The organism is Stutzerimonas sp. FeSN7 (assembly GCF_030263795.1).
Classification (GTDB): domain Bacteria; phylum Pseudomonadota; class Gammaproteobacteria; order Pseudomonadales; family Pseudomonadaceae; genus Stutzerimonas; species Stutzerimonas stutzeri.
In genome coordinates, this window is record NZ_JARPMN010000001.1 from 3,556,244 (window position 1) to 3,570,745 (window position 14,502).

The 14,502-nt window shown below is 61.0% G+C and carries 10 protein-coding genes; 2 read left to right on the forward strand and 8 right to left on the reverse strand.

The features are described 5' to 3' along the window. Positions 1-473: 473 nt before the first annotated feature. The 4 genes from P5703_RS16950 to P5703_RS16965 all read right to left on the reverse strand — a co-directional run bounded on the left by P5703_RS16950 (position 474) and on the right by P5703_RS16965 (position 5,262). The gene (locus P5703_RS16950; protein WP_125856245.1) at positions 474-1,022 is read right to left on the reverse strand and encodes an REP-associated tyrosine transposase; all 549 of its coding nucleotides are present in this window, start codon (positions 1,020-1,022) and stop codon (positions 474-476) included. 466 nt (positions 1,023-1,488) lie between these two features. After that, positions 1,489-3,387 (reverse strand): sulfate adenylyltransferase subunit CysN, encoded by a 1,899-nt coding sequence (gene cysN, locus P5703_RS16955; protein ID WP_285588291.1) that lies wholly within the window; start codon positions 3,385-3,387, stop codon positions 1,489-1,491. Positions 3,388-3,398: 11 nt separating this feature from the next. After that, positions 3,399-4,316: a sulfate adenylyltransferase subunit CysD gene (cysD, locus tag P5703_RS16960; protein ID WP_011912238.1), complete on the reverse strand. Its 918-nt coding sequence runs from the start codon at positions 4,314-4,316 to the stop codon at positions 3,399-3,401. Between the two features lie 187 nt (positions 4,317-4,503). Next, on the reverse strand, positions 4,504-5,262 hold the full coding sequence (locus tag P5703_RS16965) for a Nif3-like dinuclear metal center hexameric protein (RefSeq protein WP_285588294.1): 759 nt from the start codon (positions 5,260-5,262) through the stop codon (positions 4,504-4,506). A gap of 1,171 nt (positions 5,263-6,433) precedes the next feature. Here P5703_RS16965 and ltrA point away from each other — a divergent pair. Both ltrA and algW read left to right on the forward strand, forming a co-directional pair. Continuing rightward, positions 6,434-8,164 (forward strand): group II intron reverse transcriptase/maturase, encoded by a 1,731-nt coding sequence (gene ltrA, locus P5703_RS16970; RefSeq protein ID WP_169917517.1) that lies wholly within the window; start codon positions 6,434-6,436, stop codon positions 8,162-8,164. A 177-nt stretch (positions 8,165-8,341) separates the two neighbouring features. Then, positions 8,342-9,493, forward strand: coding sequence for a Do family serine endopeptidase AlgW (gene algW, locus P5703_RS16975; protein WP_242100617.1), 1,152 nt, complete (start codon positions 8,342-8,344; stop codon positions 9,491-9,493). Positions 9,494-9,540: 47 nt separating this feature from the next. Here algW and hisC read toward each other — a convergent pair whose 3' ends face one another. The 4 genes from hisC to murA all read right to left on the reverse strand — a co-directional run bounded on the left by hisC (position 9,541) and on the right by murA (position 14,435). Next, positions 9,541-10,587: a histidinol-phosphate transaminase gene (gene hisC / locus P5703_RS16980; RefSeq protein WP_285588298.1), complete on the reverse strand. Its 1,047-nt coding sequence runs from the start codon at positions 10,585-10,587 to the stop codon at positions 9,541-9,543. Between the two features lie 112 nt (positions 10,588-10,699). Further along, positions 10,700-12,007, reverse strand: coding sequence for a histidinol dehydrogenase (gene hisD / locus P5703_RS16985; RefSeq protein ID WP_285588301.1), 1,308 nt, complete (start codon positions 12,005-12,007; stop codon positions 10,700-10,702). A 292-nt stretch (positions 12,008-12,299) separates the two neighbouring features. Further along, on the reverse strand, positions 12,300-12,932 hold the full coding sequence (gene hisG, locus P5703_RS16990) for an ATP phosphoribosyltransferase (protein WP_013981935.1): 633 nt from the start codon (positions 12,930-12,932) through the stop codon (positions 12,300-12,302). A gap of 237 nt (positions 12,933-13,169) precedes the next feature. Beyond that, the gene (gene murA, locus P5703_RS16995) at positions 13,170-14,435 is read right to left on the reverse strand and encodes a UDP-N-acetylglucosamine 1-carboxyvinyltransferase (protein WP_013981934.1); all 1,266 of its coding nucleotides are present in this window, start codon (positions 14,433-14,435) and stop codon (positions 13,170-13,172) included. Between the last annotated feature and the right edge of the window lie 67 nt (positions 14,436-14,502).

Here is a 14,502-nt window from a genome sequence, read left to right on the forward strand (position 1 = left end):
AGGGCACTTCCCGGCCAAACACCAAAATTAACTCGACCTTCTTGTCCGTCGGAATACTCCTTCGGCTATTTCAACCTACGCAGCCCTGTAGGGCGGGTGAAACCCGCGCGGTTATGCACCACCTGATGGCCACATACGAAACCCTACCCTCGCCGGCGGGGTTTCGTTTTTTCTGCATCGACGAAACATGGCCAACATAATGAAAATCGGCCGCTGCCTTGCTGACGTTTGCGTCACGCCAACCCGTTATCGGCGGGTATCACCCGCCCTACATTGGCTTTGGCACCGTGCGACCCGCGCGGTTACACCTCACCTGACCGGTACCCAAAAACCCCGCCCACACCGGCGGGGTGTTGTTTTCCTGCACCGGTACACAACGGGACATGGCCAAACATCATGGGAACCGGGGCGCTGCCTTGCTGACGTTTGGCGACGCGCCAACCTGATATCGGCGGGTTGCACCCGCCCTACGGTTATTCAACGTCGTGCATGGTGGCGCCCGCCACGCCGCTTCCAGCCCAATCGGGAAGATAAACGCCATGCCGAACCCAGCGATGGAACGACGACCACTGCCAATCAATAGCAGCATTAACAAGCCCATGCTTCACCGGGTTGGCGTGCAGGTAATCCATATGTTGTCGGAGGTCTCGTTCATCCCTAATAAGGTGCTCCCAAAAACGGTGTTGCCATAGCGTGCCGTATTGCTTGGCACAGCGACGCTGTGTCAAAAGCTCAGGACGGCGATAATCAGGACTACAGACGTGGGTCACGTGGCGCTTGATCAGGCGCCAGCGGTTGGAGAAATCAGCGTCACCATCCGGCAGTGTCCAGATTGCATGCAAATGATCAGGAAGCAGAACCCAGCCATCAATTCTGAAAGGCAACGTTTGCCTAACCGAGACGATGGCTTCACGCAGAGCCAAACGAACGGCAGGGTCGATCAAGATCGGCTGGCGCCGCTCTGTTACGACGGTGAAGAAATAGGAGCCTCCAGGCACAGCTGCACGGCGGTAGTGGGACATTCAATAACATCCATGTTCATTGATTGCCGCAAGCGTACCCCATACATGGCATCAACCCAACGTGGGCAAAACCCGCCGCACCGGGATGCCCCCGCAACCAATAGTGCAAAGGCTGACAACCAAGGCTTGGATGCTCGGAGAAAATCGCTGGTGCGAGGTTGCTCTTGGCGGGTTGCACCCGCCCTGCAAATTGGATGCTCCCAGAAAAGCGCTGTAGGGCGGGTGAAACCCGCGCGGTTACGCACCGCCTGACGGTCACATACGAAACCCTGCCTGGCTGGCCGGGGATTTATATCTTACGGGGGCGTCCCACAACGGCACCGCTGTTCATTCAACCACGACGAATTGCTTTCGGCGGGTTTCACCCGCCCTACTACTGCACCCGCCCTACAGCTAATAGGGACGACTTCGCCCAAGCAAAAACGCCCTGCATGGGCAGGGCGTTTTTGTTTCAACAGAAGGTGCGCTAGATAACGCCGCGCTTACGCAACAGGTCGATGACCTGCTTGGCACCCTCTTCTACGCTCAGCGACTCGGTGTCGATCACCAGATCAGCGTTCGCCGGCACGTCGTAGGGGAAGGATTCGCCCGGAATGTTGTCGCCGCCAGCTGCATACAGCCCTTGCGGATCGCGCTGCTGGCAGGCCTGCGGTGAAGCCTGAACATAAACGGTGATAGCCCGATCAGTGCCAATCAGCACCCTGGCCTGCTCGCGGCCTTCCGCGTCCGGAGCGACAAATGCGGCGAGCGTTAGCAGGCCTGCCTCGTTGAACTGACGGGCCACATTGGCGGCACGGCGCCAATTCTCGGTGCGACCTGCCCGGTCCTGCGGAAGGCCTTTGTTCAGGTCGTGACGCAGGTTCTGCCCATCCAGCACGTACACAGCGCGGCCCATATCGAACAACTTGCGTTCCACCGCATAGGCCAGGGTGCTCTTGCCGGCGCCGGAAAGCCCAGTGAACAGCACGGTTGCCGGCCGCTGACCGAAGCGTGTGGCGCGCTCTTCCGTTGAAACATGCGCCAGCGCACCGTGATGGCCGCCCGATCCATGGGCAACCGGGTCGGCGATGATCATGCCGGCGCCGACGGTACCATTGGTGAGGCGATCGATGACAATGAACGCACCGGTGGTGCGGTTCTGTGCGTAGCCGTCCAGGGCGATCGGCGCGTCCAGGCTAACCTTGACCTTGCCGATCTCGTTGAGCTGAAGGCTACTCGCAGCGCCCTTTTCCAGCGTGTTCACATCCACCTTATGGCTGATGCTGGCGATGGAGCCCGGCACGTAACTGGTGGCGCGCTTGATGTCGTATTTCTTGCCCGGCAGCATCGGCTCTTCGCCCATCCACACGAGCATCGCCTCGAAGCTGTCAGCGATACGCGGGCGACTGTCGGCATGCACCAGCATGTCGCCGCGGGAGACATCGATCTCATCTTCCAGCGTCAGGGTGACAGCCTCGCCAGGGGTCGCCTGCTCGAGCTCACCATCGAAGGTGACGATGGACTTGACTCGACTGGTCTTGCCGGACGGCAGCACGGCGATCTCGTCGCCCTTGCGCACGATGCCGCTCGCCAGGGTCCCGGCGAAACCGCGGAAGTTGAGGTTGGGGCGATTGACGTACTGCACCGGGAAGCGCAGATCATCGAAGTTGCGGTCCCCTGCGATCTCGACACTCTCGAGAATCTCCATCAGCGACTGGCCCTGGTACCAGGGCGCACGCTCGCTGCGATTGACCACGTTATCGCCCTTGAGCGCCGACATCGGCACGAAGTGCAGGGACGACGGCTTCAGCTCGATGCGCTCGGCGAATGCCAGGTAGTCGGCCTTGATGCGCTCGAACACGTCCTGATCGAAGTTCATCAGGTCCATCTTGTTGATGGCGACGACGATGTGCTTGATGCCCAACAGCGAGGTGATGAAGCTGTGACGCTTGGTCTGGGTCTGCACGCCATAGCGCGCATCGACCAGAATGATCGCCAGGTCGCAGGTGGACGCGCCGGTGGCCATGTTGCGGGTGTACTGCTCGTGGCCAGGAGTATCGGCAATGATGAACTTGCGCTTGGCGGTGGAAAAATAACGGTACGCCACATCGATGGTGATGCCCTGCTCGCGCTCGGCCTGCAGGCCATCGACCAGCAGCGCCAGATCGACGTCTTCGCCGGTAGTGCCGACCTTCTTCGAGTCGCGGGTGATGGCTTCGAGGTGGTCCTCGTAGATCATCTTCGAGTCGTGCAGCAGGCGGCCGATCAGCGTGCTCTTGCCGTCATCGACGTTACCGCAGGTCAGGAAACGCAGCAGTTCCTTGCGCTCGTGTTGCGCCAGGTAGGCGAGGATGTCCTCGCTGATCAGTTCGGATTGATGACTCATGATGCGTTTCCTTAGAAGTAACCCTGGCGTTTCTTTTCTTCCATCGAGCCCGTGGCATCGTGGTCGATGACGCGGCCCTGGCGTTCGGAGGTCCGGGTCAGGAGCATTTCCTGGATGATCTCCGGCAGCGTGGTCGCGGTGGACTCGACCGCACCGGTCAGCGGGTAGCAGCCGAGGGTGCGGAAACGCACCATCTTCTTGTGGATGCTCGCCTTCTGTTCGGGCGTGAGGTAGCTGAGGATTCGCTCGTCATCGATCATCACCAGGGTGCCGTTGAGCTCGACCACTTCGCGCTCGGCAGCGAAGTACAGCGGCACGATCGGGATCTGCTCCAGATAGATGTACTGCCAGATGTCCAGCTCGGTCCAGTTCGACAGCGGGAACACACGGATGGACTCGCCCTTCTTCACCTTGCCGTTGTACAGGTTCCACAGCTCGGGGCGCTGATTCTTCGGGTCCCAGCGGTGCTTGCTGTCACGGAAGGAGTAGACGCGCTCTTTGGCACGGGACTTTTCCTCGTCGCGGCGAGCACCACCGAAGGCGGCGTCGAAGCCGTACTTGTCCAGCGCCTGCTTGAGGCCCTCGGTCTTCATCACATCGGTGTGCTTGGCGCTGCCATAGGTGAAGGGGTTCATGTCCTGCGCCACACCGTCCGGGTTGATGTGGGTGATCAGGTCCAACCCCATCTCGCTGACCATCTTCTCGCGAAAACGGTACATCTCCTGGAATTTCCAGCGTGTATCGACATGCAGCACAGGAAACGGCAGCTTGCCCGGGAAGAAGGCCTTGCGCGCCAGGTGCAGCATCACGGCCGAATCCTTGCCAATGGAATAGAGCATCACCGGGTTGCCGAACTCCGCAGCAACCTCGCGAATAATATGGATGCTTTCCGCCTCCAGCTGTTTCAGATGCGTCAGTTTGTCGACCATGGCTACTCACGATTTGGCAGATGGACGGCCGGCCGGCCGTGGAATGGGCGCAACTCTAACACGACCTTCAATTCTAATCAGGCAGCCTTTTAGATCTAAAAGCTATAGATTTATATCGACTCGCCGCCGTGCTGCGGGACCGCTGATAATGGAGAGCGCATGCCCCACTGCGCTCACAAGGCAAACTCTACGCGGGGTTCGGGCAATCAATAAACAGGTGCTCGATGCCGAAGCGGTTGGCAAGGTATTCACCCAGCGCGCACACCCCATAACGCTCTGTCGCGTGATGGCCGGCGGCAAAGAAGCTCAGACCGTTCTCACGTGCGATATGCGCTGTGGGCTCGGAGATCTCGCCTGTGACATAGGCATCCACCCCGACCGCGACCGCCTGTTCGATATAGCCCTGCGCACCACCAGTACACCAGGCAACACGCTGAATTGGGCTACTGCCTTCAACCATCAGCGGCTCTCGTCCAAGCACCTCGTGTATCCGACGCATGAAATCTAGCGGGGACATAGGCTCGCACAGCGACCCCACCAAACCCACCGAGCGTGGGTTTCCCGGCTCCAGCGGCCCCTCTGCAGTTACCCCCAGCAGCTGCCCCAGCCGGATATTGTTACCGACCTCTGGATGGACATCGAGCGGCAGGTGGTAGGCCAGCAGACTGATATCGTTGCTAAGCAGCGTTTTCAGACGCCGCTGCTTCATGCCGACGATGCGCGCGTCCTCGTTCTTCCAGAAGTACCCGTGGTGCACCAGCACTACATCTGCGTGCGCCTCGACCGCCGCATCCAGCAGCGCCTGGCTGGCCGTCACACCGCTGACGATTCGCGCCACCTGCTGCCGTCCCTCCACTTGCAGGCCGTTGGGGCAGTAATCGGAGATCCTGGCGGCATCCAGATAACGATCTGCTTCCTGAACCAGGGTGGTGAGCGCAACAGTCATGGGAAACCTCTTGGTCAATGCGACACTGCCCGATAAATTTCTCGGCTAACGGTCGCGGCAAATCATGCACGCATGAAGCTGCATTTCAGTAAGAGCTTCGTATAATGCCGCCACCTGTGCGACACGTGTGTACGTGTCGTGGTTGGTCTGGTTCACTGCACCATGGCTCCAAATCCTTTGATATCAAGGGGTTGATGCCTAAAACAGCAGTCAATGTACCGGCTTTGCCTGGTAATCCTACGCTTCGGACGCTCTGCGTTTTGTCGAAGCGAGGCAATAAATCTGCATCAATTCGCACCCAAAATGGGTCCGCAATGGGGTGTAGAAACCAGAAAGTAGCAATCCAGCCTGGCTCGATTGTTACAAATAATGTCTAACCCATGGGGTGAATTCCGCCCTCTGGGCAGATTTCGTCCCTCACGTTGGGCATAGAGCCTTTATCACCGTCGTGAGACGTTGGGGGACGTTGAACCAAGCACGGAGCGTCAAGCTCCGAATCGCATTGCTCAGCTCTGCTTGTTCAGGGAGTACCGAGCCTGGCGTGTACCCGCCAGTTCATTAGATCGGCATGCGTTGGGGGCCAACTCCAAGGTGTGAAGCCTGATTAACAATGTCTCGCTCGCAAGAGGGTGTTATCCGGTGACGGAGAACGCTTCGCGTCCGAATTGCACGGACGTGTCGAGGCTAATGACCCAACCCGCATGGCTAACACATGTGAATCGTCGCCAGAACCTCCGTAAGCATTGACGGGCCTACGGCAATTATCGGCCCCAGCCAAACGGCAACGCAGTCGGTCATCACAGTAGGTGAGTGTGATGCGGTACCACGACGACTGCCGGGGGAAAGACGAAGCCTAAACGGGGAATTGATGCGACTCGGGGAACGTGGCAATCCCGACCACTCGCCTGGCCAGCAACATCGGTCAGGCAGGCAAACCGCAAGGGGCGCTGATGGGTGTGGGGAATGGGAGGATGCAAAAAGCGAAGGGCTACCTGTAATGGGTGGCATACCGGTTGAGACATTACCGGCAGGGGCAACCCTGGCTGACGTGCATCTGGTTTACGAGCGCAAGAAGAGCCGCTGATTCCAGCGATAACAAACGACCCTATGGGCGACTACTGCCCATAGGGGAGTAGTCCGTCCTGAATGTCGTGCATTTCAGGAGGACTGTATGAAAACGCAACCAGCAGCACCGGTCGCGTCTGCGTCCTTCGACGGGATGAAGAACTGGCACGATCTCGATTGGGCCAGAATTCAACAAACCGTTCGGAAAACGCAGCTAAAGATTGCGCAGGCAACTCGGGAAGGCGACTGGCGCAGGGTTAAACGCCTGCAACGACTGCTGACCCACTCGTTCTATGGTCGCTGTCTGGCCGTAAGACGAGTCACGGAGAACCGGGGTCGTAAGACGCCGGGTGTCGATGGAGAAACCTGGGGAACGCCTCAGGCCAAGCTCCATGCCGTGGGACGTCTGTCGAAACAACGAGGCTATCGGCCCAGACCGCTGTGGCGGGTATGGATACCGAAGCCCGGTAAACAGGAGAAACGCCCGCTGGGTATCCCGACGATGTTGGATCGGGCCATGCAGGCGCTGTATCTCCAAGCGTTGGAGCCTGTCGTGGAAAGCACCAGCGATCCGAAGTCCTATGGATTTCGCCCGGATCGTTCGACTGCTGACGCAATGGTTGAGCTTTTCCACCTGCTGTCGCCGCAAACGGCGCCGGTCTGGATTCTGGAAGGTGATATCAAAGGGTTCTTCGACAACATTAACCACGAGTGGCTGTGCCGGAATGTCCCGATGGATAGGAAGGTGCTGCGCAAATGGTTGAAGGCCGGGGTTATCGACCGGCGACAACTCATGGCTACGGAGGCCGGGACGCCGCAGGGAGGAATTATCTCGCCCTGTCTGGCAAACGCCACCCTGAATGGTCTGGAGACTCAGCTGAAGCGCCATCTGGCGCAGAAGCTGGGTGCCATGAAGGCCAGGAAGATCAAAGTGCAGTGTGTGCGCTATGCGGATGACTTCGTCGTGACAGCAGCCTCGAAAGAGCTGTTGGAAGAGGAGGTCAAACCCTGGGTAGAGCAATTCCTGTCGGTACGAGGGGTTGCGCTGTCACGGGAGAAAACGCAGATCACGCATATCCATCAAGGCTTCGATTTTCTGGGGTGGAATTTCAGGAAGTACGTGCCGAAATCGCCGTATAGGAACGCCAAGCTGTTGATCAAACCCTCGAAGAAGAACGTCTCGGCGTTCTATCGGAAAGTGCGCGAGATCATCAAAGGCAGCGGGGCTCTGACGCAGGACGCGTTGATCGGCCAGCTGAACCCGGTACTGAGAGGGTGGGCGCAATACCACTCCCCGGTCGTGGCAAAACAGACCTTCAGCAAGCTTGATCACTTGGTGTTCTGGCGACTCTGGAGGTGGGCGAAGCGTAGGCATCCGAAGAAGTCGGCTGACTGGATCAGGAATAAATACTTCCGATCCATAGGCAGGCAGAACTGGGTGTTTGCGTATCCCTACAAGAATGGCAAGGGAGAAAGGCAGTTCCGACGGCTGTACGGGCTGGCGGAAACCGCAATCGTGCGTCACAAGCGTCTACCGGGTGAGTATCAGCCCTACGACGCGATGCAGGAGCTGAAGTGGGAAGCGCTGAGGGTCAAACGGATGCAGCACTCGCTGCGTTATCGGGGGCAGATACTCAGCATCTTCCGCAGGCAGAAGGGGCTTTGTGCCCTGTGCGGACATGCGATCAACAAGGAAACCGGCTGGCACGACCATCACGTCATCAGGCGTGTGGACGGCGGGCCGGATACTCTGAGGAATCGTATGCTGCTTCATCCCAACTGCCATGCGCTGGTGCACAGCCAGCGTGAAAAGGTAGCTCTGCGATATGGAGGGTAATGTTAATATCGCCACCATAGTTGCCGGCCAGCCATAGGCTGGCTTTTCGTAAACTTGAGCCGTATGCGGTGAAAGCCGCACGTACGGTTCTTAGGGGGGGACGGGCCAGTAATGGCCTGTCCCTACCCGACTAAGGGGCACTCCCCATGCCCGCAACTCTGTCCGGACTCCCGCGCGATGTTCAATGCCCTGCGTTTCCTCGGCTGGCCGCTGCTGGTCGGTCTACTCGTAGCACTGCTGATCATCCAGCGTTATCCGCAGCTGGTAGGACTCAAGAAGCACGACCTCGGCCTGCAACAGGCGCCGCTGGTGGCCGCCGCACCGCAGCAGGGCCCGTACTCCTACGCCAATGCCGTGGCCGGGGCCGCACCGGCCGTTGCCAACCTGTACACCACCAAGGTTATCGAAAAGACCGAGCAGCAGCCGCCGCTATCCAAGGATCCCCTGTTCCAGCGCTTCTTCAGCGACAACCTGCCAAGGCAGCGGCGGATGGAGTCCAGCCTCGGCTCGGCGGTGATCATGAGTTCGGAAGGCTACCTGCTCACGAACAACCATGTGACGGCCAACGCTGAGCAGATCGTGGTAGCGCTCAAGGACGGCCGCGAAACCTTGGCCAGGGTGATCGGCAGCGATCCGGAAACCGACCTCGCCGTGCTCAAGATCGACCTGGCCGACCTGCCCGCCATCACGCTCGGCCATTCCGACCGCATTCGCGTAGGCGACGTCACCCTGGCGATAGGCAACCCCTTCGGCGTCGGGCAGACCGTCACCATGGGCATCATCAGCGCCACCGGTCGCAACCAGCTGGGCCTCAATACCTACGAGGACTTCATCCAGACCGATGCTGCGATCAACCGTGGCAACTCGGGTGGCGCGCTGGTGGATGCCGGAGGCAACCTGATCGGCATCAACACCGCCATCATTTCCGAGTCCGGCGGTTCGCAGGGCATCGGATTCGCCATCCCGGTGAAGCTTGCGCTGGAGGTGATGAAATCGATCATCGAACACGGCCAGGTTATTCGCGGCTGGCTCGGCGTGGAGGTGCAATCGCTGACCCAGGAGCTTGCCGAGTCGTTCGGCCAGGAAGGCCGCCCGGGCATCGTCGTCGCGGGCGTTTACCGCGACGGTCCGGCTGCTCGTGCCGGGCTGCAGCCGGGCGATCTGATCCTGAGCATCGACGGCGTACAGTCGGCCGACGGACGCAGCTCGATGAACCAGGTTGCCCGCGCCCGCCCAGGCGAGAAGATCGATATCGACATTCTGCGCAACGGCAAACCGCTGACGTTGACGGCGGAAGTGGGCATGCGCCCGCCAGTGGCGCCGAAGTAACCCGGGACGCCCCCCGAAAAACCACCGGAGGACGCGCCCGCCCTGCGTTAGCCGAGCGCCTCGAGCAGAGCCTGGTTCTGTTCCGGCGTGCCGATGGTGATGCGCAGGAACTGCTCGATGCGCGGCTGCTTGAAGTGACGCACGATCACGCCCTGCTCGCGCAGCGCTGCGGCGATGGCGGCGGCGTCGCGCTGAGGGTGACGCGCGAAAATGAAGTTCGCCGCCGACGGCAGCACCTCGAAGCCGCGCTCGTGAAGCGCCGCCGCCACCGCCTCGCGGCTGGCGATGACCTGCCGGCAGGTCTGCTCGAAATACTCACGATCCGCGAACGCTGCAGCCGCGCCGGCGATGGCGATGCGGTCCAGCGGGTAGGAGTTGAAGCTGTTCTTGATCCGCTCCAGCGCCTCGATCAGGTCCGGATGTCCTACCGCCAGGCCGACCCGCAGACCGGCCAGCGAGCGAGACTTGGAAAGCGTCTGGGTGACCAGCAGGTTCGGATAGCGATCGACCAGCGCAATCGCCGACTCGCCACCGAAGTCCACATAGGCCTCGTCGACGAGCACGACGGACTCGCTATTGGCCTGCAGCAATCGTTCGATAGCCTCAAGCGGCAGCAGGCAACCAGTCGGAGCGTTCGGGTTGGGAAAGATGATGCCGCCGTTCGGCCGCTGATAATCCGCCACGTCGATCTGGAACTGCTCGTTCAGCGCAACGGCGTGGTAGTCGATGCCGTACAGGCCGCAATAGACCGGGTAGAAGCTATATGTCACGTCCGGAAACAGCAGCGGGCGGCCATGCTGGAACAGGCCGTGAAAAGCATGCGCCAGCACTTCGTCCGAGCCGTTGCCGACGAACACCTGCGCCATCTGCACACCGTAGTAGTCCGCCACAGCCTGCTTCAGGCGCTCGCCGTTGGGGTCAGGATACAGCCGCAGGCCGTCGTTGATTTCCGCCTGCATGGCGGCGATTGCCCGCGGCGACGGGCCATAGGGATTCTCGTTGGTGTTGAGCTTGACCAGCTTGCTCAACTTGGGCTGCTCGCCCGGCACATAGGGCACCAGGTCCTTGACGAAGGGGCTCCAGAATTTGCTCACCGCCCTTCTCTCCTCGAATTCGATCTGCTTGGCGTAGGGTGGAAATCGCGTGACGCTTTCCACCAGTGACATCAGGCGGAAGGGGTCGGCGGCCTCGCTCCCACCTTACGGCTTACTTGATCCGGTACTCGGCGCTGCGCGCGTGAGCGGTCAGCGATTCACCACGGGCCAGAACCGATGCCACCTTGCCCAGCGTCGAAGCGCCCTCGGCCGAGCAATTGATGATCGACGAGCGCTTCTGGAAGTCGTAAACGCCCAGCGGCGAGGAAAAGCGCGCGGTACCGGAGGTCGGCAGCACGTGGTTGGGCCCTGCGCAGTAATCACCCAGCGCCTCGGCGGTGTAGCGGCCCATGAAGATCGCACCGGCATGACGAATCTGCGGCAGCCATTGTTCCGGCTCGGCGACCGAAAGTTCCAGGTGCTCAGGGGCGATGCGGTTGGCCACCTCGATGGCCTGCTGCATGTCGGCCACCTGGATCAGCGCGCCGCGGCCCTCAAGGGAGGTGCGAGCGATGTCGGCGCGCTCCAGGGTCGGCAGCAGACTGGCAATGCTCTCGGCGACGCGATCGAGGAAAGCGGCGTCCGGGCTGACCAGGATCGACTGCGCATCCTCGTCGTGTTCGGCCTGGGAGAACAGGTCCATGGCGATCCAGTCCGGATCGGTCTGGCCATCGCAGACCACGAGAATTTCCGACGGCCCGGCGATCATGTCGATGCCGACCTTACCGAACACGTGGCGCTTGGCCGTGGCGACGTAGATATTGCCCGGGCCGACGATCTTGTCCACCGGCGGTACGCTCTCGGTGCCATAGGCCAATGCTGCGACGGCCTGCGCCCCGCCAATGGTGAAGACGCGGTCTACGCCGGCGATGCAGGCAGCAGCCAGCACCAGCTCGTTGACCTCGCCGCGCGGTGTGGGCACCACCATGACCACCTCCGGCACGCCGGCGACCTTGGCCGGGATGGCATTCATCAGCACAGAAGATGGGTAGGAAGCCTTGCCGCCCGGCACGTAGAGGCCGGCGCGATCGAGCGGGGTGACCTTCTGACCGAGCACCGTGCCGTCGGCTTCGGTGTAGGTCCAGGAGTCCTGTTTCTGCCGCTCGTGATAGCTGCGTACGCGCTCGGCGGCGATCTCCAGGGCCTCGCGCTGCGCTGGCGTGATCCGCTCGAGCGCCTGCTCCAGGCGCGCGCGCGGAAGGATCAGGTCCGCCATGGAGGCGACTTCCAGAGCATCGAAGCGCTGGGTCAGTTCGACAACCGCTGCATCACCACGCTCGCGCACGGCCTTGATGATCTCGAGGACCCGCTCGTTCACACCGTCATCAGAAACACTTTCCCAGCTCAGCAGATGGTCCAGATGACGGGCAAAGTCGGCATCGGCAGCGTTGAGTCGGCGAATGGCGGAAGGAGCGGTCATGGTGGGCCTCATGGTTGGCTGGGCTTCGGATCGACAAACTGGCTTTCGAGACCTGTGCAGCGTCTCGCGCGCTAAAGCAATGCTGGGCAGAACTGGCGAGGAGGCGCACCTTTATGAGCTGTTGAGCTGTAGATGGGCCTTCCGAGCATGCTCCCAAGGCCGCAGTACCGACGCACCGTCGTCCTTCGGCCAGGTTCTCGGGCGCCGCTAGAATATCAAGCCCACCGTGCGGGCACCCGAGAATTTCAGCTATGGCACGAATAGGCAGGCGCGGTGAAGACCGCGAGGCGCATCAATGCTGATGCTGCTCGACCGCCGCGTGCAAGGTGTCGATCAGCGCCTGGATACGCGCATGCTGCATCTTCATCGAAGCCTTGTTCACGATCAGACGCGAACTGATGGTGGCGATCAGCTCCTGTGGCTCCAGGCCGTTGGCACGCAGGGTGTTGCCGGTGTCGACCACGTCGATGATCTTGTCGGCGAGCCCCACCAGCGGGGCCAGCTCCATGGAGCCGTACAGCTTGATGATGTCGACCTGGCGGCCCTGCTCGGCGTAGTAACGCTTGGCGACATTGACGAACTTGGTAGCCACGCGCAGACGCCCCTTGGGCTCGGGCGCGCCGACCTTGCCGGCAGTCATCAGCTTGCAGTTGGCAATCTTCAGATCGAGCGGCTCGTACAAACCTTGCCCGCCGTACTCCATCAGCACGTCCTTGCCGGCGACGCCGAGGTCAGCCGCACCATGTTCGACGTATGTCGGTACGTCGGTGGCGCGAACGATCAACAGCCGCACGTCATCCTGGGTGGTTGGAATGATCAGCTTGCGGCTCTTGTCCGGGTTCTCGGTGGGTACGATACCCGCAGCAGCCAGCAACGGCAGAGTGTCGTCGAGGATGCGGCCTTTGGACAGGGCGATGGTGAGCATGGAGCGTTTTCCTTGAACGGCAACGGCCAACCTTGATGGGACGACCAAATGACCAACGGCGTTCTTGCGAACTGAGTCATGCAAGGCGCAATGACCAACGAGAGTAACAGCCAAAGGCTGGCCCGAAGGGCGAGCGCCAGCGAGTCAAACAGGCGAGCAAGCAGAGTTTACTAGCTGTAAATGAGCAATTCCGAGCCTGTTTTTAACGCAGCAGGACCGACGCGCAGCAGATCGCTATCAGCCGGGAACGCGGCGAATCTTCGCCCCCAGCAACTGCAGTTTCTCCTCGATGCACTCGTAGCCACGATCGATGTGGTAGATGCGGTCGATCAGCGTATCGCCTTCGGCCACCAGACCGGCGATCACGAGGCTCGCCGACGCGCGCAGGTCGGTCGCCATGACCGGGGCACCCTTGAGGTGATCGACGCCCGTGACGATGGCGGTATTGCCCTCGACGAGGATCTGCGCACCCATGCGATTCATTTCGTAGACGTGCATGAAGCGGTTTTCGAATACCGTTTCGATGACCGTGCCGGTGCCCTCGGCAATGGCATTCAGGGCGATGAACTGCGCCTGCATGTCGGTGGGGAACGCCGGGTACGGCGCGGTGCGCACATTGACCGCCTTCGGCCGCTTGCCCTTCATGTCCAGCTCGATCCAGTCACTGCCGGTATCGATATGCGCGCCAGCCTCCACCAGCTTGTGCAGCACAGCCTCGAGCAGCGTCGCGTCGGTATCCTTCAGACGTACACGCCCGCCAGTCGCCGCAGCGGCGACCAGATAGGTTCCAGTCTCGATACGGTCGGGCATCACGCTGTAGCGACCACCACCGAGGCGCTTGACACCATCGATGACGATGGTATCGGTGCCGGCACCGGATACCTTGGCGCCCATGGCGTTGAGGAAATTGGCCAGATCGACCACCTCCGGCTCACGCGCGGCGTTTTCCAGCACGCTGCGGCCGTTCGCCAGCGCAGCGGCCATCATGATGTTCTCGGTACCGGTCACGCTGACGGTGTCGAAGAAGAAGTGCGCGCCACGCAGGCCGCCGGCCGGCGCCTTGGCCTTGATGTAGCCCCCCTCGACGTCGATCTGTGCGCCCATGGCCTCGAGTCCGCGGATGTGCAGGTCGACCGGACGCGAACCGATGGCGCAACCACCGGGCAGCGCGACCTCCGCCTCGCCGAAACGCGCAACCATCGGGCCGAGCACCAGGATCGACGCACGCATGGTCTTCACCAGTTCGTACGGCGCCACCAGAGTCTTGATGCTGCTGGCGTCGACTTCGACGCTGAGCTTCTCGTCGATGATCGGCTGCACGCCCATGCGGCCGAACAGCTCGATCATCGTGGTGATGTCGTGCAGGTGCGGCAGGTTGCAGACGGTAACCGGGGTGTCGGCCAGCAAGGTGGCGGCCAGGATCGGCAGAGCGGAGTTCTTCGCGCCGGAAATGCGAATCTCGCCATCGAGGCGAATGCCGCCGGTAATGATCAGTTTGTCCATGGATATACCCGTAAGCCGGAGGCTCGAAGCACTGTCGAAGGGGGCGGCGCGGTCATCGAGACGCGCT